Origin of the sequence: Microvirga massiliensis (assembly GCF_001006805.1) — a bacterium.
GTDB lineage: Bacteria > Pseudomonadota > Alphaproteobacteria > Rhizobiales > Beijerinckiaceae > Microvirga > Microvirga massiliensis.
This window is the reverse complement of record NZ_LN811354.1, coordinates 26330-43972: the sequence shown is the minus strand read 5'-3', so window position 1 is coordinate 43972 and position 17643 is coordinate 26330. Positions and strand designations below refer to the sequence as shown.

The following is a 17643-nucleotide window of genomic DNA, read 5'->3' as shown; positions in this document are numbered from 1 at the left end:
TCCGGAGGCTACTCGGGAGGCAGCGCCGTGCTCCCCTCGAAGGAGGAATGCCGGGAACCCGAATATGCGTTTCGGCTTAGGTTGATGAAACGGCCACGAGCCGCCACAGTGGCGTCATGAAAAAGCTCTCTCGTCTCGTTCATTTCTCCTTGACTGCAATGTTCTGCTCGGTCCTTGCAGTTCCTGCAGGAGCCGTTGTGGGCGGGAGGGTCTCGCGGGATCCGGATGGTCTTCGGCGCGCCGTCGTTCGGGTGGAGAATTCCGCTGGGGAACTCTGCACCGGAATCCTGGTCCGCCCCGACGTCGTGCTGACGGCTGCGCATTGCGTCGTCGACGCGGCCGCCTACAAGGTCGTTGGCGTCGATCGAAGGTTCCGGGCACAGGCCGTCGGGGTCTCGGCCGCCCTCCTGCATCCGACATTCGTTCAGGGGACCACACCTCGCACCCAGCCTGGTGTCGACCTTGCGCTTTTGGGCCTGAGACAGCCGCTCGGATCTTCCTTCCAGCCGATCGATCTTGCAGGAGTGACGCGGATCGGAACGGGCGAATTCGTGACGCTTGCCGGGTTCGGGGTGACGCGAGAGCGCGCCAAGGGCACCGCGCGCGTCCTCCGGGAGACGCAACTCGTCGCATTAGGGCCCGTTCGGGTCAGGAATCACGTCTTCGTCGTGGCTGATCCCGACCGGCTGGCCGAGAGTGATGGAGCCGGCGCCTGCCGTGGTGACTCGGGCGGCCCCCTGCTCGTGGAAACGGCTTTCGGCCCACGACTCGTCGGCATCGTGAGCTGGTCCAGTGGCGCGATGACATCCCGCCAGCAAACCGCCTGTGGAGGACTAACGGCAATCACGCCGATTCAGGACCATCTTCAATGGGTCGTGGACGGCACCATGCATCTGTCGGGACAGAACTGGACGTCGGCCTCAGGCTCATCCAGCGCCAAAGGTCGCGGAATAAGTCGTTGATCGCCGGCCTGCCGGCATCCCTTCTCGAGACGTCATTCCTCGAGTGGCATCGTAAAGAATCCCGCAGATGCAGGATCTGCGATCGAATCGCGTGATCTAGGCAGATGTATTGTTCCATCCCACAGAGGGGCCTGCAGCGAGTACGGTGATCGACAGAAATGGGAGAGACACTTCGCACGAGATCGATTGACACAGCACGGACACGTCGCCCGTATGCTTTGCCAAACTTTCGCTTTCTTTCGTACGCATGGCCTGAGCGGAGATCGCCTCAGAATAAGGAGCCTGAACGCGACCAAACTCGGGCAGGCTGAGCCTAGCTTAGCCCGTTGCGGCTGGTGTTTGCGTGGGAACAAATCGTTGCGGTCTGCGTTTGGGGCTCGGGAGAATGTAACCAGGGGAGAATACCCATGGCTTTGTGGGCCTCGCTCATCGTTCTCGCACTCGGCGGATGGACCTACTTGTCGGACGATCCGGTCCCCGTTCTGCGAACGGTCGCAGAACTCGGCGGCGTCATCGGACTCTTCACGCTGGTCTGTGCTTCCGAAGCCTGGACCTGACCTGGTTACAAGCCTCCCTTAACCAACGCAGAGGCTCGAGGGTAAACCTTAGTCGTAGCGCGTTGCTGCCCGCCAGTGCTTCTGGTCGGGTCGACTTCCCTGTAGAGTGACAGCCTTCGGGAGAGGCGAGACTGACGGCTTGCGTGCCGTCCCCTGAGGCTTCAGCGACCTCGTGCTTTCCCGGTCCGGACCGTTCATGCGTCCGGATGACGGTCGAGAGGGTCGGCTGTCGTTTCTTGGGAGGTAAGTAAGTATGAAGCGCCGTCAATTTCTGCAGAGCGCCGCGGTCGGCGCCGCCGCAACCACACTCGCAGCACCCGCCATCGCTCAATCGATGCCAGACATACGCTGGCGCCTGCAGTCGGGATTCCCGAAATCTCTCGACACGATCTATGGCGCAGCAGATCTGTTCTCGAAATACGTCTCCGAGGCGACGGACGGGAAGTTCCAGGTCCAACCCTTTGCAGCCGGTGAAATCGTCGGGACTCCGCAGATTCTCGATGCCATCGGCAACGGGACCGTCGAGATGGGCCACACCTGCTCGTACTATTATTTCGGCAAGGACCCGACCTTCGCGATCGGCACGGCCGTCCCGTTCGGCCCCAACTCCCGCCAGATGAACGCCTGGCTCTATCACGGGGGCGGGAACGATCTCCTCAATGAGTTCTACACCAAGTACAGTATCTATGCGCTTCCGGGCGGAAACACGGGCACCCAGATGGGCGGCTGGTTTCGCAAGGAGATCAAGGCCGTTTCCGACATCCAAGGCCTCAAGATGCGCATCGCCGGACTGGCCGGCGAGGTTATGACGAAACTCGGGGCCGTTCCGCAGCAGATCCCAGGCGGCGACATCTATCCGGCACTCGAGCGCGGGACGATCGATGCGGCGGAGTGGGTCGGGCCCTATGACGACGAGAAGCTCGGCTTCGCCAAGGTCGCGCCCTTCTACTACTATCCGGGATTCTGGGAGGGCGGGCCTACCATCCACTTCATGATCAATACCGCGAAGTGGAAGGAACTGCCCAAGAACTATCAGGCCATCGTCACGGCTGCAGCGGCCTACGCGAACATCGACATGCAGGCGAAATACGATGCTCGCAACCCGGCAGCGCTTCGACGCCTCGTCGGGGCCGGCACACAGCTTCGCCCGTTCCCGCAGGAGGTGCTCGAGGCGGGATACAAAGCGGCGAACGAAGTCTATGAGGAAACGAGCGCCAAGAATCCCGACTTCAAGAAGATCTGGGACAACATGCGGGCTTTCCGGAACGAGGAATATCTCTGGTTCCAGGTCGCCGAATACACCTTCGACAACTTCATGATCCGCGCCCGCGCCCGCGGCTGAGACGAGGCAATCATCCTGAAAAGGCCCCGGTGCCACCACCGGGGCCTTTTTGCATGGAAGGCGCAATCATGACGCGAGCGCCAGATTGGAAATCTCATCCAGGAAATCCCTCACCCGGGCTGCATTCGTGCCGAGATCGTGCGTCCCGATCCGCGAAGCGGACCGGATATCGATCCGCGTTCCGTCGGCGCGCGGCCTGACTCGAACCGTCACGTCGTCCGGCAGGCGCAGCACGAGCGTCCGAGCGATGGCATCGAGATGGCCTATCCCCATCCTGCCACCGGGCGGCACCGCCTCGATGACGCGCCAGCCGCGCTTTGCGGCAGCCTTCTTGACGAGCTCGAAAGCCTCCTCCGGAGGCACGTCGAGCGTGAGTGGTGCGATCCGGGTATAAGCCTCGCGTTGCGCCTCCCGGAACTCGGCAGGCACATCCGGTGGAATGTGCCCCTTGCGTGCTTCGAGCACCGCACGGGAGCGGGAAAAAGCCGGCGGGTTTTCGGTATCCGTCGTGACATCGTTGATGGCCGGCAGACGTATCCCCTGCAGGGCGAAGAAGCCCGGATAGGCCAGAATCGCGAGTGCGAGGAGAAGCCCCCGAATCGCGCTGCCGAGCCCGCGCCGTCCCTCCTGCCAGATCCGGACGAACGCGATCAGCGCGAGCAGCACGGCGAGCAGCGCGAGGAGGAGGCCGACCCCCAAAGCGGCGAAGCCGGACGGATAATCGACCCATTGGAATCGAATGAGAAGCACTGCGAGCCCGGTGACCGCCAATGCGAACACGGCCACCATGGGCGACCAGCGCGCCGGCCGTGAAACAGGTTCTTCAATAATGAGACGGCGCATCACCCGAGCTTCCAGACCTCACGGCGATATCAGCTCGAACGGTTTCCGTCACGTGCAGGCAAGGGGGCCTTGTCGGGCCGGCTCGTTCGCCTCACGCCCCTGGGAGCCGGTATTCGCGGAACATCTCTCGCAGCGCGGTCTTCTGAATCTTGCCCGTCGCAGTGTGGGGGATGGCGTTAACGAACACGACATCCTCGGGCAGCCACCAGCGTGCGATCCGATCCTCCATGAAGGCGAGCACGTCCTCCCGCTTCGGCGTTCGCCCTTCCTTGGGAACGATGATCAGGAGCGGGCGCTCGTCCCATTTCGGATGCTGAACACCGATGACCGCAGCCTCGGCGATATCGGGGTGCCCCACAGCGAGATTTTCGAGCTCGATCGACGAAATCCATTCGCCTCCCGACTTGATGATGTCCTTCGTGCGATCCGTGATGTGCATCATTCCATGGGGATCGATGGTGACGACATCTCCCGTGTCGAAGAAGCCATGCTCGTCGAGGATCTCGTCGTCCCGACGAAAATACGACTTGGCGATCGCTGGGCCGCGCACCTTCAGGCGCCCAACGGTGGATCCGTCCCACGGCAGATCCTGCCCGGCATCATTGGTGAGGCGGAACTCGACTCCGAACGGCGGATGTCCCTGTTTCATCTTGAGGTCGAGGAGCGCCTCCCGATCGAGGGCCCCGTAGTCCGGCTTGATCGAGCAGAAGGAGCCGAGCGGGCTCATCTCGGTCATGCCCCATGCATGATTGACCGTCACGCCGTAGCGCTCCTCGAAAGCGGCCGTCATCGCCCGTGGAGCGGCCGAGCCCCCGATGACCACGCGCTGAAGCGTCGAGAGACGCCCGCCCGACTTTTCGAGGTGCTGAAGGAGGCCGAACCAGACGGTCGGCACCCCGGCAGTGATCGTGACGCGATAGGTCTCCAGGAGTTCATGGACCGAAGCGCCATCGAGCTTCGCACCGGGCAATACGAGGCTTGCACCCGCCAACGGAGCCGAGAAGGCAAAGGACCAGCCATTCGCGTGAAACAGCGGAACCACCGGCATTGCCACATCGCGGCACGACAGACCGAGGAAATCCGGGTTGTTGACCGCGAGCGACAGAAGCAGGTTCGAGCGATGCGAGTAGAGCACTCCCTTGGGCTCGCCCGTCGTTCCGGACGTATAGCACAAGCCTGCCGCCGTGTTCTCATCGAACTGACGCCATGCGAAGTCCTCATCGGCTTCACCGAGCCATTCCTCATAGCTCATGGCATTACGCAGCGTCGTATCCGGCATGTGAGCGGCGTCGGTGAGGACGATGAAACGCTCGATTCCCGGCAGTCGTGACTGCAGCTTCTCGACGAGAGGCACGAATGTCAGGTCGAGGAGAAGCAGGCGATCCTCGGCATGGTTCAGGATGTAGACGATCTGATCGTCGAACAGGCGTGGATTGACGGTATGGTAAACCGCGCCGATGCCCGTGATGCCGTACCAGGCCTCGAAGTGGCGCCAAGTGTTCCAGGCGAGCGTCGCGACCCTGTCCCCGAGGCGGATACCCTCTCGATCCAGGCGCTTCGCGAGCCGGAGCGCCCGTCCCCTCGCCTCCGCGTAAGTGATCGTATGAATCGGGCCTTCGACCGAGCGCGAGATCACAAGACGATTCCCGTGCTGAACTGCAGCGTGGTCGATCACGCGATGGATCAGCAGAGGCCAATCCTGCATCAGGCCGAGCATAGCTTCCTCCGTCAAAGCCATTCGTCTGTGGCTCTGGAATCCCACAATACGGAAGTCGGGCGGCTCGCCAAGGGCTGCAATAGAATCGTAACTGGATCTCCGCGACACAGGCTGCCAAAGCCGGCGTTCTGTTGTATTCGCGTTCAGTCCGATCGGAGGCGCAAAGCCATGGCCGTTCTTGCTCCCCATACCCGCGAGAACCCTGAGCCCGACCCGTTGCGGATCTGGTTCCGCTTCGTGCGCCTCCATCGGCGGGCCTCGAACGCGGTCGCCAACGAACTCAAGGCGATCGGGCTATCGATTCCCCAGTTCGACCTCCTCTCGACATTGACGGAGCAGGAGGGCGTGAGCCAGCAGGAACTCGCGGAGCGCCTCTATGTCACGAAGGGCAACGTGTCGGGGCTGCTCGACCGGATGGTCGAGGCGAGTCTCGTCGAGCGACGGCCGATCCCGAGCGACCGACGTTCCAATGCCCTGTTTCTGACCGCCAAGGGACGTGATCTCGCCGAGCGCGGAATGGCCGCTCAACGGGCCTATGTCGCGCGGACACTCGGCCGGTTGCATGCTTCCGATCTTGCCGACCTCGAACGCATCGTGCTCGCCTGGAGAGATCGGGCGCGGATGGCGGAGGACGAGCCGGAAGCCAGGGCCGAACTCTAAGCGCATTTATCGGCTGCCAGCGACGCCGCAGATGCGCCGTCCGAGCGAGCGGACTTCTTCGCTTCGCTTCCACAGATAAGCGAACGAAAAGAGAACAAAGTACTCGCCTGCCGGAGCGAGTCTTGGCAGCATTCTGGAAACCGACGGAGACCCATGTGCCCGAGCCTGCCATGACGAACGACATCGAATGCCTCGAGGAGGCGCCGGATCAGGCGATCTCAGCCTGTGATGGTGATGTACGAGCAGCCGTGAAGGCGCTCGTCATCGCCAATGCCTCTCTCGAGTCCGAGCTCGCGAAGGCTCGGTCCCTGCTCTCCTTCGGCTATATCCGGGGGAGGTTTTCGCGCGGGAAGGCCAATCCGGCCGGATCCGGCCTCAGGAGCCCGGAGGTATTCACCGGTGTGCAATCTCTATTCCCTGACTAAGAGCCAGGACGCCATTCGGCAGCTGTCGAAGGCAATGCGGGATACGACGGGTAACCTGCCGATAATGCCGGGAATTTTTCCCGATACCGCCGCCCCGGTCGTGCGCACGGCCCAGGATGGCGTGCGGGAACTCGCGATGTTGCGCTGGGGGATGCCCTCGCCCGCCTTTGCCCTCAAGGGCCGCAGCACGGATCCGGGCGTCACGAACGTGCGGAACGTGAAGTCGCCACACTGGCGCAGGTGGCTCGGCGTGGAGAACCGGTGTCTCGTGCCTTTCACGAGCTTCAGCGAATATGCGACCGGGGCCAACGGCAGGAAAGTGCCGGTCTGGTTCGCCGCGAATGAGGAGCGCCCTCTCCTGTTCTTCGCCGGGATCTGGACCAACTGGACGTCCGTGCGAAAGATCAAGGAGGGCGAGGTGAACGCGAACCTGTTCGCCTTTCTGACGACCGATGCCAACGGTGTCGTCGGTCCCATTCACCCCAAGGCCATGCCAGTCATTCTCAGGGACGAGGATGAGTTCGAGACCTGGATGACTGCACCGGCCGAAGAAGCGCTGAAACTCCAGCGCCCGCTCCCGGATGATGCTCTCCGGATCGTCGCCCGAGGCGAGCGGTCGGATGGCATCGCAGCGTAGCGCGGACCAGGCTGCAATGGTTGGAGCAGCCTCCGAAAGTTGGCGTGCCGGCCTGAACGAGAAGATGTCGAAGTTCGACCACGCTCCGTCCGACACCCTCCCGGATGCTGCCGAGACGGGAAGCAGCGCGCTGAAGCGACCGCGCAAGATCATTCATATCGACATGGATGCCTTCTACGCGTCGGTCGAGCAGCGCGACCGTCCGGAACTGCGCGGCAAGCCCGTCGCGGTCGGTGGTTCACGCGCGCGTGGGGTGGTTGCGGCAGCAAGTTACGAGGCCCGCCGCTTCGGCATCCATTCCGCGATGGCCTCCGTCACCGCCCGGCGGAAATGCCCGGATCTCATCTTCGTGGCGCCCCGTTTCGACGTCTATCGGGCGATCTCACGCCAGATCCGGGAGATCTTCGCCGAATACACACCGCTGATCGAGCCGCTCTCGCTCGACGAGGCTTATCTCGACGTGACGGAGAACCTGAAGGACATTCCTTTTGCTACCCGGATCGCGCAGGAAATCCGGGCCCGGATCCGGGAAGAGACTCATCTCACCGCCTCGGCCGGGGTATCCTACAACAAGTTCCTGGCCAAGATGGCCTCGGACCAACGCAAGCCGGATGGGCTGTTCGTGATCACGCCCGAGATGGGACCCGCCTTCGTCGAGGCACTTCCGGTCGGCAAGTTCCACGGCATCGGCCCCGCCACCGCCGCTAAGATGAACCGGCTCGGAATCTTCACCGGAAGCGATCTGAAGGCCCAGACCCTTGCCTTCCTGCAGGAGCGGTTCGGCAAGGCCGGAACCTACTATCATTCGATTGCCCGTGGCATCGACCAGCGCCCGGTCCGCCCGGACCGGATCCGCAAATCGGTGGGGGCCGAGAACACATTCGAGAAGGATCTGACCCAGTTTGAGGAAATGCGGGTCGAGCTTCAGCCGATCCTCGACAAGGTCTGGCGGCATTGTGAACAGGCGGGCACTCGTGGCCGGACGATTACCCTGAAGGTGAAGTTCGCGGATTTCGAGCAGATCACGCGCAGCCGCTCTTTGAGCGACCTTGTCGAGAGCCGATCGGTGCTCGAGATGATTAGCCTGGAGCTCCTCTCTGCGCTCCTTCCGATGCGCAAAGGCGTGCGCCTCCTCGGGGTCACCCTGTCGTCGCTGAACACCGACGAAGAGCCCGCAGTCCGGCAACTGCCGCTCGCTCTGTGAGCGAGAGTTCGAGCCAGATCGTGTAATCCCCTCCCGTGAGTGCGCTCGGCACGTTCATTGCGTGAGATAGCTCACGGACTGCGTCGAGCCACACTGGCAAGGTGTCCCCCTGCTCGGGACAGCCGTTGCGAATGGCTGCACGGAACCACGGAGTACGATCATGTCCACGCTGAGCCATGCTGTGGAATTCCGAAACCTCACGGATCACGAAGCGCATACAGGCAGTATCGCGGTGAAGCGGCTTGCGAGTCGTGTCTACGCTCTGATTGCAAGCGCAAGCCGCCGTGCTGCCTTGCGCCGTGCCCGCTGCGGATTGCTGGAGATGCCGGATCATCTCCTGAAAGATCTCGGCATCACGCGATCGGAGATTGCCTGGATCGTGGAGCACGGCCGGTTCGGTCGGATCGACTCCGAGGGATGATCTTCGGGCGTCGGAGCATTGAGCCGAGCGTGCCGCTCCGGGCGCTTCACGTGAAGCGCCCGGCTCTTGGATCGGATCGGTCCGCCGAACTCTTACGAAGGTGATGAGTTGGTCCTGAAGGTTATGCGGGAATTCCGGTGTTCCTCAGGCTCATTGCTGCAATCACCTTCATCCTGAGCGCCAGCGCGGGCATGGCGCAGCGTGAGCCTCCTGTGCCGCCCCGGCGTCCCACGGAGGCTCCTTCGCCCATGACGCCTCCCGGGCCACGACGCGAGACGCCACCTCCAGCGGTGAAGGTGGATACGCCGCAGGCCGCCCCTCCGGAGACCGACACCTGCCTGACTTCCTTGCGGGCAGCCGGGTTCGACATTGAATCTGCCGAGCAGCCGCAGGTTTCAAAAGACGAGTGCAGGATCGAGATGCCGGTCCGCCTCAAGGCCGTTCCCGTCCCCTCCAAACCTGGATCAGCCGTCCGATTGACCGAGCAACCCGTGCTCGCCTGTCGCTTCGCCGACCGTCTCGGGCACTGGATCGGAGACCTGGTAGCTCCCGTCATCATCGGCATCAAGGGCAGCGATTTGAAGGCAATCCGCACCGGACCCGGCTTCGAGTGCCGCAACCGGAATCGGTCCCAGACAGGCAAGCTGTCCGCTCATGCGGAGGGGATCGCGATCGACATTGCAGGGTTCGAGCTCACGAACGGATTGACTTTGCGGCTCGGGCAAGAACCTGACTCAAAGCCGGATCCTGCTCTCGCAGCCCTGCGCACCGCCGCCTGTGGGTGGTTCACGACCATCCTCGGTCCCGGGTCGGACGAGGCCCATCGGGATCACCTCCACGTCGACATCCTGCAGCACGGATCGACCGACCGCTACCGCATCTGCCAATAGGGCTCACGATTCTGGTTGCGATATCCAGCGGCCTCTTTCGCGAAACAGCTCGCTTTCAGGCGTCATGGCGCCTGTCTTGCTTCGCAGGTGGTGCTGCTCCCTGCGAGCGTCAGTCGAGCCTGGTTTCCCTTAATCCAGAACTCGGTGTCATCGTTCGCGTAACGGCCACCGTCCGCCGAGAGCACCTGGGGCAAGGTGATCCCGGTGGATGATCCTGCAACGGCCAATTGCGCTGATCCCGGCACTGCTCCTGGAGGGGAGAAGATCACGGTCAGCCACGTGCCATCCGCACAGGCGTAGCGGACCTCCGTAGCGCATGCCGCACTCGCGAAAAGTGAAAGCACAATGAGGCCGATGAAACGGAGCATGACCGGTTTCAGCGTGTCGAGCGATCACATTGAACGGCGGTCGCCTCCGCCAGTAAACTTTCCCACCGACGCAATTTCCCGAACCATCAGCGCACGAGCCGAACCGGACGAAGTTCGAGGTCGGCCACTCCCGCCGCCACGCTAATGCCGGCTTGGCCCTCGACCGAAAGTGGCTGCAGGGCGAAGGACCGCGGACCGCCGCCGACCAGAACATTGGCGCCGAGCCCGGCCCCGAGGGTCGCCTCCGCGCTGGGACCGACATAGTTGCCCGCCAAGGCTCCCGGTGCGAAGGGAGCAGCAGCGGGTGCAAAGACTGCCCAGACCAGTTGACCAGGAGTTGTTACTCCGAGGTCCAGCCCGAATCGGCGGATGACACCCGTGTAGGCCTCGGGCGGGCTGTTGGCGCCGGCAAAGGTGCAGACGATCTCCTGCTGGGAAGCGATGATCATCCCGAGCCCCCCGGAGACGTCACAGTTCAACGTGCCGACCTTGACGTTTTGGGCGACGGCGCTCCCGCCAGCCATTATGCACGCTCCGGCAAGAGCGCACCTTAAGAATGTGGAAGGCGACATGACAGCTTTCCCCTTGCGGATACCGTCAGGGTTGAACTCGCGACGCAGCTCAAACGTTCCAGCGCTTGGCTTAACCTGTGGAGAAAGCCTCCGCGCGAGGAATCACGGATCGCTGATGGCGGTTGGACCGGGATGAGCTCATCGTCGTGACGTCATACATACCAATCCCGAGAATGATGCCGGATGCTGCAGCAACCCAGCCTGAGTGGTAGCTCTCCGTCCTTGGTTGGGGCCGCAGGAGCAGTGTTTCATCCTGAGGCGGATCCACTTCCGTTCTCGCGGCCGTAGGCTCCCAGACACATCCCACCCCGTTGCCTCACCGTCCTTGCGAGCCGCAGGCGAAGCAATCTACCCATCGACGAGTGCGCCGCTGGATTGCTTCACTTCGTTCGCAATGACGAGGAGGGCGTGAGAGCGGGTGGTGCAGGGCCGGAAACGGAGTAGCGCCGGCCCCACCCCGCCATTGCGAACGCAGAAGCGAACTAGTGAACGGGCGCCGACGTCTGGGTTGCCACGCTCCGCTCGCGATAACGGAGAGGGCCTGAAGAGGACGGAAAGCAAAAGCCCACGCGCGATCATCGCGCTGCCGTATCTCCCGACCGACGAGTCTCTCGATCGGCATTCTTCCATGACGCGTGCATCGTCAAAATCCGACCGTCAAAGGGCAACGAGCGAGCCCGCGAAGTTCTTAACGAAGCCTCTTGCCATGGCTGGGCGTCCGGTGGAACTTGATTCACCACAGGTGAACCCATGCATAAGCTTTCATCCTGCTCGCTTCTTGTGACACTCTGGACACTTGGTCACCTTCAGTCCGCAGCTTCCCAAACTCCGCGTTTCGCAGATCTCGAAGGTTACTCCATCGCCGCCGATTACCAGGAGATGGTCACCACTCGGCGCAGCGGAAGCTTTCAACAGACCTGGAGCGACCGCATCTACTTCTCCACGAAGGGCCGGATTTTTCATCGCTTCAACCGGCAGAGCTCCCGCCCGGAAAACGCGCGAAGCCGCGAAAGTGTCAGCGACGAGGAAGGCCAAGGCGATGGCCATAGCGCGTCCTACCGCTGGACCGGCTCGGGGATAGCTCGTGAGTGGACGAACCGACGGGGGAATCGCATTCGCCAATCCATCACGATTACCCCGACGAACAACGGGTATGTGTGCCAGATGTCGGTTGAACGCTTTGCAGGGCGGGGAGCCGCGACACCCCTCCGACAGACATGTCAGGTCATCAAAGGGAATATTCTCGCTTCGAGATGATCCGGAGCCGCGATCTTGCTCACTCGCAATACGATCGGCCATTGAAGGTGAAGCAATTCTTCGGAGGCGTCGAGATACCGGCTCGAGGGGGACTGGGCCGTTGATTGGAAGCGCGCTGCCTCTCCTCGGGAACGATCTTGGTGGTGCTAGGGACTCTGGGCGGCTTTGGGCGCGGCGATACCTGGGGATTAGCAGCAGGTGGACTCACAGATGGCAAAGAAGCAGAGGACGCAGGATCAGACGGTAGCTTGGCTTGCGCGTCCGAGGGAGAAATCGGCCTGAAATAGAAGGCCTCGTTGGGCAACGATCCATAGACGAACGGCTCCTGCCGCTTGTTCGTGGCTGCGAGCACGTCATCCCGCACGGCCCGGAACACCATGCTGATCTCGAGGCCGGGCTCTTTGATGCGCCTCGCGAGTGCCGCCACGAATGGGCTGTTCTCGCCGCCACCATCGAACGCAACCTGTCCGGCTTTCGCTGCATACGCGACCAATGTGCCGCCCTCAGGCTCGATCCGCGCGAGCCCGCGCCCAATGGAACGGGTAGCAACCGACCGCGTCATCTGGTTGAGGAAGGGGTTGTCGCGGCATGCATCAAGGATGATCAGCCGCAGTTTACGTGCGCCCTCGATGCTCGTGATGACCTGATCCAGGGGCAAGGCTTCGAACACCACATCCCGGTCGCTTTTCAGGCGCGCATCCACCGGGATCAGGTAATTGGTCCCACCAACCTCGATACCATGCCCTGCATAATAAACGACAGCCCAATCCGCCTTCTCGGCCTCGGCTCCGAAATCACGGAAGATGCGGCGCATCTCGGAGGAGTTCAAATCACTGGCGACTCGCACGGTCTTGAAGCCAACGTCTCGGAGCGTTTGCGCGATCGTTGCTGCATCACGTTCCGCGTTCGGCAGGTGGCCGACTGCGGCATAGCCACTATTGCCGATGACCAGAGCGATCCGGACCTCTTGCGCCTCTGCAACCGCAATCGATCCTGCGAAGACAATCCAAACGAATGCGAGAAGCCTCACCCAAGGCCCTCTCATCGGTTATCCTCCACATTCCACAGTAATGTTATCGCAAAATGGCTGCTTTCCCAAAATGGAGGCTGCCAATCAAAGAGGAGATCCGTTTCGAACCAAGCTATCCCCGCTGCTGTGGCCGCCCGACTGCCTGAAGTTCCGAACCGTTGAAATCGTGCAACTTCGGCGCACTCGAGAGACATTGCTCAAGTTGCAAGGCTGCTCCAGGGCAATGGCTGGCGCGGCGTGACCTGGATCACGGAACGAGAGCGAACCGAGGGACACGATCCGGCTCGTCGGACACGAGGAGGATCGATCGTGTTGCAGCAGCAGAATGCACTTCCGCAGCTTTCGGGCGAGATTTTCCTGACGGATGGTGGCCTGGAGACTACGCTCGTCTTTCTCGAGAGGGTCGATCTCCCCGCCTTCGGCCTTTCCGTTCGTCACCCACGACCAAGGTCGGGAGACGCTTCGGCGCTACTTCCGCCCCTATCTCGATATCGCCGCCACACGGCACGTCGGGTTCGTCCTCGATACGCCGACATGGCGGGCCAATGCCGATTGGGGGAAGACGCTCGGCTATTCGCCGGAAGCCTTAGTGCGCATCAACCGGGCCTCCGTCGAATTCGCCCTGGAGTTGAGGAGCGCCTATTCCGGCATGGCTGCACCGATCATCGTCAACGGCGTGCTCGGACCCCGCGGCGACGGCTACAAGGTGGAAACGCGCATGAGCGCGATCGAAGCCGAGCGCTACCACCACCCGCAGGTCGAGGCCCTGCGCGCAGGTGGGGCCGATATGGTGAGTGCCATCACAATGACCTATCCCGAGGAAGCGATCGGCATCGCCCGCGCTGCGGCTGCGAACGGCGTGCCAGCCGTGATCTCTTTCACGGTCGAAACGGATGGCAGGCTTCCCTCGGGCGATACCCTGCAGGAAGCGATCGAGGCCGTCGACCGCGCGAGCGGGGTGGCACTGGCCTATTATATGGTCAACTGCGCGCATCCGACCCGCTTCGAAAGCGCCTTGGCGGCCGGTGGGCTCTGGCTCGATCGCATTCGCGGCCTGCGCGCCAATGCCTCGACAATGAGCCATGCGGAGCTCGATGCCGCCACCGAGCTCGATGCCGGTGATCCAAACGATCTCGGTCGCCGCTACCGCGATCTGCGCCGGTCTCTCAAAGGGCTGTGCGTCGTCGGGGGCTGCTGTGGCACCGATCACCGCCATGTCGCAGCGATCTGTGAGGCGTGCATGTCAACCTTATGATGGCCATGAGCAGGCCCTTGACCATCGGCCCGGCATGATCCCCGGCTACCGAAGGTTCCGAAATCGAGGGCCAGCCGCCACATAGAGCGGCGGCTGGCCCTCGAGACCGGCTCTAATCGGCGCCGCGAGAGGATTTCCGGAGGCGCGGGCTCCGATGCATAGCAAGCCGGAATGCAGCCTTATTCCGCCCCGGATCGCGAGACCTCGCGTGGGCTGCGCAGCGGTGAGAATTTCGGCTACAGCAGCGGAATGGATATTCTCACTCTTCCCGCTGCCGCCCTGCGTGATCGTCTCCTTCGAAAGGAATTGTCGCCGCTGGAGCTTCTGTCAGCAACTCTCGACCGGATCTCCATGGTAAATCCGATCCTGAATGCGGTCGTCGCCCTCGATGCCGAGCGGGCCACGACAGCCGCACGCGAGTCGGAACACCGAATCGACCGCGGAGAGGCGCGGCCTCTCGAGGGCCTCGTGGTGACGATCAAGGATTCCTTCGACGTTGCAGGGCTCCGCTCGACCGCAGGCGCTCCGATCTATCGAGATCGCGTCCCGGAGACCGATGCGACGGCGGTGGCGCGCCTGCGGTCCGCCGGGGCCGTCATCCTCGGGAAATCGAACGTCCCGGCCTTCACGGCCGACTTCCAGACCAACAACCCGATCTTCGGCGCGAGCACCAATCCGCATGACACGGCGCGGTCGCCCGGAGGATCCTCCGGCGGGGCGGCAGCGGCGATTGCGACCGGCATGAGCACATTCGAGCTCGGGTCGGACCTCGGCGGCTCGATCCGTTGGCCTGCCCATGCCTGCGGGATCTATGGTCTGAAGACTACCTGGAACCTCGTCCCCCTCTGGGGCCATGTGCCGCCGGTTCTGCAGCGGCGCACGCCGCGCAACCCCGATCTCATGGTCGCAGGGCCACTGACGCGCAGTGCGGCGGACCTCGCGCTGATTCTCCCGGTTCTCGCCGGCTCGGGTGAAACATCGTCGGCCGGTGCATCGCTCGCGCCTCCGAGGCGTACCAGACCGAAGGGGCTTCGCGTCGGTCTCTGGCTCGACGAGCCCTTCGCGCCGGTCGCTCCCGCGGTCTCAGACGCCGTCCCGGAGGCGGCGCGACGGCTCGAAGCCGCCGGCGCAATCGTCGAACCGGTCCGGCCGGTCCGATTCGAAGAGGCCTTCGAGATCTTCAGCCTGCTGAACCATGCGATCGTCGCCGCCTCGCTGCCCGCGAAGGTGCGCGACCGCCTCCAGCAGGCTGCGGCCGGCGCGTTACCGGGAGATTTGTCGCACCGGGCGCTCCAGGCCCGTGGCGCCAGCATGACCCCGGGGCTCTACCAGCAGGTCAAAGCGCGCAAGCAGAGGATGGAGGCGCTCTGGGCGCGCCTCTTCACGAGAGTGGACGTCGTGTTGTGTCCTCCCGCGCCGGTTCAGGCGATCCCGCATGATCACGGCCCGGATGTGCATGCGCGCGTGCTCGATATCGGCGGCACGGCGCGGCCCTATCTCGATTTCCTCTGCTGGGCATCGCCGGCCTCGAGCGCCGATCTGCCTGCCGTTTCCGCCCCGGTGACAATGACGGGCGGCCTGCCCGCCGGGGTCCAGGTGATCGCTGCTCGCGGCGAGGATCTCACGGCGATCGCAGTTGCGCAGATGCTCGAGGATCTCGGCTGCCGTTACCTACCGCCGCGTATGCTGGAGGATACCCAACGGGCCAGGCCGGCCTCGTAGGTAGCCATCCGGGATCGAATCCGCTGCCTCACATGCGGTATGGAAAACCGCAGGAGGCAATCCACGCTCGTGCCCATCACGGGCGCCAGCTCTTCACCTGTCGCAGGAGGATCGGATCTTGTTCCAAGGGTTCCCTTGGAGCGAGGTCGCCGTTCGGCTAACTTGCGGCCAATCCTTTGGAGGTTGTCTTGCTCTCGAATCTTGCGACCCGCGACGTCGAAACCCTGATCCACCCCTATACTCAGCTCGCCTCCTTTCGGGAGACCGGCCCGCTCGTGCTCGAGCGCGGCGAAGGAGTCTGGGTCTACGACACGGACGGGCGTCCCTATATCGAGGGTCTCGCCGGCCTCTGGTGCACCTCGCTCGGCTATTCGAACCATGAGCTCGCCGAGGTCGCGCGCGAGCAGATGCTCAAGCTGCCTTTCACGCATCTCTTCTCCGGGCGCAGCCATGATCCGGCGATCGAGCTCGCCGAACGCCTGAAGGAGATCGCGCCGATGCCGGTCTCGAAGGTGTTCTTCTGCTCGTCCGGTTCTGAGGCGAACGACACGCAGGTGAAGCTCGTCTGGTACATGAACAATGCGCTCGGACGGCCGCAGAAGAAGAAAATCATCGCGCGGCTGCGCGGCTATCACGGCGTGACCATCGCATCGGCATCGCTCACCGGCCTGCCGGCGAACCACAACGATTTCGATCTGCCGATCGCCAACATCATCCACACCTCCTGCCCGCACTACTACCGCTTCGGGCTGGACGGAGAGACCGAGGAGGAGTTCGCCTCGCGCATGGCGGCGGAGCTCGAGGAGCAGATTCTTCGCGAAGGACCGGACACCGTCGCGGCCTTCATCGCCGAGCCCGTCATGGGCGCCGGCGGAGCCGTGCTGCCACCGAAGACGTACTTCGAGAAGATCCAGGCCGTTCTCGACAAATACGATGTGCTCTTCATCTCGGACGAGGTGATCACCGGCTTCGGGCGCCTCGGGACGATGTTCGGGTCGGAGCGCTACGGCCTGCGGCCCGATACCCTCTCCTTCGCGAAGGCGGTCACCTCGGGATATCTGCCCCTCGGCGGCGTCATGATTCCGGAAACGATGTACCAGGCGATGCTCGACGAGAGCCGTAAGCTCGGGACATTCGGACACGGCTTTACCTATTCGGGCCATCCCGTCGCTGCTGCGGTCGCGAACAAGACCCTCGAGATCTACAAGCGGGACCGGATCATCGAGAAGGCTGCGGCCAGCGAACCTTTCTTCCAGAAGCGGCTCTCGGCACTCGCCGAACACCCGCTGGTCGGCGAGGCGCGCGGCATCGGCCTCATCGGCGGGCTCGAGATCGTGGCCGACAAGAAGACCAAGCAACAGTTCGACCCGGCCAACGGCGTGGCCGCCCGGGCCGTTTCCTTCGCGCAGGAGGAAGGCCTCATCGTGCGGGCCCTGTTTGGGGACCGGCTCGCGGTCTGTCCGCCCCTCGTCATCAGCGAGTCGGAAATCGGGGAACTCTTCGACCGGCTCGCACGCGCCCTCGACCGGACAGCGGACTGGGTGAGCCGCGAGGGGTTGAAGGCGGCGTAATATCGGCTCGCGCAGCGCCTCGGTGTTTCCCGTCGGGAATCACCGGCCCGGGACCGATGCAGTCGGTCCCGATGGCGTTCCGAGCGAAAGGATGTCCCTGCATTCCACCAGCATCGCGTCGAGTCGTTCGCGGCTCGACGCTCAGACTTCCGACAGGCCCCCTGTGTTCGGTACGGAGTCGAGTTGGAGTGCGCTCGCGCTGAAACCTGC

The 17643-nt window shown here is 63.1% G+C and carries 16 protein-coding genes and 1 pseudogene; 12 read left to right on the top strand and 5 right to left on the bottom strand.

Annotated features, from left to right (window positions below; genetic code table 11):
* Positions 1-116 precede the first annotated feature (116 nt).
* The 3 genes from BN1233_RS16205 to BN1233_RS16200 all read left to right on the top strand — a co-directional run bounded on the left by BN1233_RS16205 (position 117) and on the right by BN1233_RS16200 (position 2861).
* Positions 117-962, top strand: a complete 846-nt coding sequence (locus BN1233_RS16205; protein WP_063776640.1) for a S1 family peptidase — start codon at positions 117-119, stop codon at positions 960-962.
* A 407-nt stretch (positions 963-1369) separates the two neighbouring features.
* A complete protein-coding gene (locus tag BN1233_RS46960) occupies positions 1370-1519 on the top strand; it encodes a hypothetical protein (RefSeq protein WP_154678268.1) in 150 nt (49 codons plus the stop codon).
* A gap of 253 nt (positions 1520-1772) precedes the next feature.
* The gene (locus tag BN1233_RS16200) at positions 1773-2861 is read left to right on the top strand and encodes a TRAP transporter substrate-binding protein (protein ID WP_046864665.1); all 1089 of its coding nucleotides are present in this window, start codon (positions 1773-1775) and stop codon (positions 2859-2861) included.
* A 66-nt stretch (positions 2862-2927) separates the two neighbouring features.
* Here the strand turns inward: BN1233_RS16200 and BN1233_RS16195 are convergent, their stop codons facing one another.
* Positions 2928-3704: a DUF1499 domain-containing protein gene (locus BN1233_RS16195; protein WP_046864664.1), complete on the bottom strand. Its 777-nt coding sequence runs from the start codon at positions 3702-3704 to the stop codon at positions 2928-2930.
* A gap of 91 nt (positions 3705-3795) precedes the next feature.
* Positions 3796-5421: a long-chain-fatty-acid--CoA ligase gene (locus BN1233_RS16190; RefSeq protein WP_046864663.1), complete on the bottom strand. Its 1626-nt coding sequence runs from the start codon at positions 5419-5421 to the stop codon at positions 3796-3798.
* Positions 5422-5589: 168 nt separating this feature from the next.
* Here BN1233_RS16190 and BN1233_RS16185 point away from each other — a divergent pair, with 168 nt between their 5' ends.
* The 6 genes from BN1233_RS16185 to BN1233_RS16160 all read left to right on the top strand — a co-directional run bounded on the left by BN1233_RS16185 (position 5590) and on the right by BN1233_RS16160 (position 9658).
* Entirely contained in the window at positions 5590-6081 is a 492-nt protein-coding gene (locus BN1233_RS16185) for a MarR family winged helix-turn-helix transcriptional regulator (protein ID WP_046864662.1), read from the top strand.
* A 122-nt stretch (positions 6082-6203) separates the two neighbouring features.
* Positions 6204-6506 (top strand): hypothetical protein, encoded by a 303-nt coding sequence (locus tag BN1233_RS48390; RefSeq protein ID WP_046864661.1) that lies wholly within the window; start codon positions 6204-6206, stop codon positions 6504-6506.
* A complete protein-coding gene (locus tag BN1233_RS16175; RefSeq protein WP_046864660.1) occupies positions 6481-7143 on the top strand; it encodes an SOS response-associated peptidase in 663 nt (220 codons plus the stop codon). Before BN1233_RS48390 ends, BN1233_RS16175 begins: the two co-directional genes overlap by 26 nt.
* A 163-nt stretch (positions 7144-7306) precedes the next feature.
* On the top strand, positions 7307-8347 hold the full coding sequence (gene dinB / locus BN1233_RS16170) for a DNA polymerase IV (protein ID WP_244470720.1): 1041 nt from the start codon (positions 7307-7309) through the stop codon (positions 8345-8347).
* 160 nt (positions 8348-8507) lie between these two features.
* Complete coding sequence (locus BN1233_RS16165) at positions 8508-8768, top strand: DUF1127 domain-containing protein (protein WP_046864659.1); 261 nt, start codon at positions 8508-8510, stop codon at positions 8766-8768.
* Positions 8769-8905: 137 nt separating this feature from the next.
* Complete coding sequence (locus BN1233_RS16160; protein WP_048708156.1) at positions 8906-9658, top strand: extensin-like domain-containing protein; 753 nt, start codon at positions 8906-8908, stop codon at positions 9656-9658.
* A 62-nt stretch (positions 9659-9720) separates the two neighbouring features.
* Here the strand turns inward: BN1233_RS16160 and BN1233_RS16155 are convergent, their stop codons facing one another.
* The 3 genes from BN1233_RS16155 to BN1233_RS16140 all read right to left on the bottom strand — a co-directional run bounded on the left by BN1233_RS16155 (position 9721) and on the right by BN1233_RS16140 (position 12900).
* The gene (locus BN1233_RS16155) at positions 9721-10026 is read right to left on the bottom strand and encodes an MliC family protein (RefSeq protein WP_046864657.1); all 306 of its coding nucleotides are present in this window, start codon (positions 10024-10026) and stop codon (positions 9721-9723) included.
* An 86-nt stretch (positions 10027-10112) separates the two neighbouring features.
* Entirely contained in the window at positions 10113-10550 is a 438-nt protein-coding gene (locus tag BN1233_RS16150) for a DUF992 domain-containing protein (protein ID WP_052763816.1), read from the bottom strand.
* Positions 10551-11874: 1324 nt separating this feature from the next.
* Positions 11875-12900 (bottom strand): caspase family protein, encoded by a 1026-nt coding sequence (locus BN1233_RS16140; RefSeq protein WP_052763815.1) that lies wholly within the window; start codon positions 12898-12900, stop codon positions 11875-11877.
* 294 nt (positions 12901-13194) lie between these two features.
* Here BN1233_RS16140 and BN1233_RS16135 point away from each other — a divergent pair.
* The 3 genes and pseudogenes from BN1233_RS16135 to BN1233_RS16125 all read left to right on the top strand — a co-directional run bounded on the left by BN1233_RS16135 (position 13195) and on the right by BN1233_RS16125 (position 17433).
* Positions 13195-14140: pseudogene (locus BN1233_RS16135) on the top strand (homocysteine S-methyltransferase family protein).
* Between the two features lie 171 nt (positions 14141-14311).
* Entirely contained in the window at positions 14312-15862 is a 1551-nt protein-coding gene (locus tag BN1233_RS16130; protein ID WP_048708158.1) for an amidase family protein, read from the top strand.
* A gap of 188 nt (positions 15863-16050) precedes the next feature.
* Positions 16051-17433, top strand: a complete 1383-nt coding sequence (locus BN1233_RS16125; RefSeq protein WP_046864654.1) for an aspartate aminotransferase family protein — start codon at positions 16051-16053, stop codon at positions 17431-17433.
* The last annotated feature ends 210 nt before the right edge of the window (positions 17434-17643 follow it).

Excerpts from the sequence above, each read along its gene's own strand:
- BN1233_RS16205 (WP_063776640.1), top strand. The coding sequence starts at position 117 with ATGAAAAAGCTCTCTCGTCTCGTTCATTTCTCCTTGACTGCAATGTTC.
- BN1233_RS46960 (WP_154678268.1), top strand. The coding sequence starts at position 1,370 with ATGGCTTTGTGGGCCTCGCTCATCGTTCTCGCACTCGGCGGATGGACC.
- BN1233_RS16200 (WP_046864665.1), top strand. The coding sequence starts at position 1,773 with ATGAAGCGCCGTCAATTTCTGCAGAGCGCCGCGGTCGGCGCCGCCGCA.
- BN1233_RS16195 (WP_046864664.1), bottom strand. The coding sequence starts at position 3,704 with ATGCGCCGTCTCATTATTGAAGAACCTGTTTCACGGCCGGCGCGCTGG.
- BN1233_RS16190 (WP_046864663.1), bottom strand. The coding sequence starts at position 5,421 with ATGCTCGGCCTGATGCAGGATTGGCCTCTGCTGATCCATCGCGTGATC.
- BN1233_RS16185 (WP_046864662.1), top strand. The coding sequence starts at position 5,590 with ATGGCCGTTCTTGCTCCCCATACCCGCGAGAACCCTGAGCCCGACCCG.
- dinB (WP_244470720.1), top strand. The coding sequence starts at position 7,307 with ATGGATGCCTTCTACGCGTCGGTCGAGCAGCGCGACCGTCCGGAACTG.
- BN1233_RS16165 (WP_046864659.1), top strand. The coding sequence starts at position 8,508 with ATGTCCACGCTGAGCCATGCTGTGGAATTCCGAAACCTCACGGATCAC.
- BN1233_RS16155 (WP_046864657.1), bottom strand. The coding sequence starts at position 10,026 with ATGCTCCGTTTCATCGGCCTCATTGTGCTTTCACTTTTCGCGAGTGCG.
- BN1233_RS16150 (WP_052763816.1), bottom strand. The coding sequence starts at position 10,550 with ATGGCTGGCGGGAGCGCCGTCGCCCAAAACGTCAAGGTCGGCACGTTG.
- BN1233_RS16140 (WP_052763815.1), bottom strand. The coding sequence starts at position 12,900 with ATGAGAGGGCCTTGGGTGAGGCTTCTCGCATTCGTTTGGATTGTCTTC.
- BN1233_RS16130 (WP_048708158.1), top strand. The coding sequence starts at position 14,312 with ATGCAGCCTTATTCCGCCCCGGATCGCGAGACCTCGCGTGGGCTGCGC.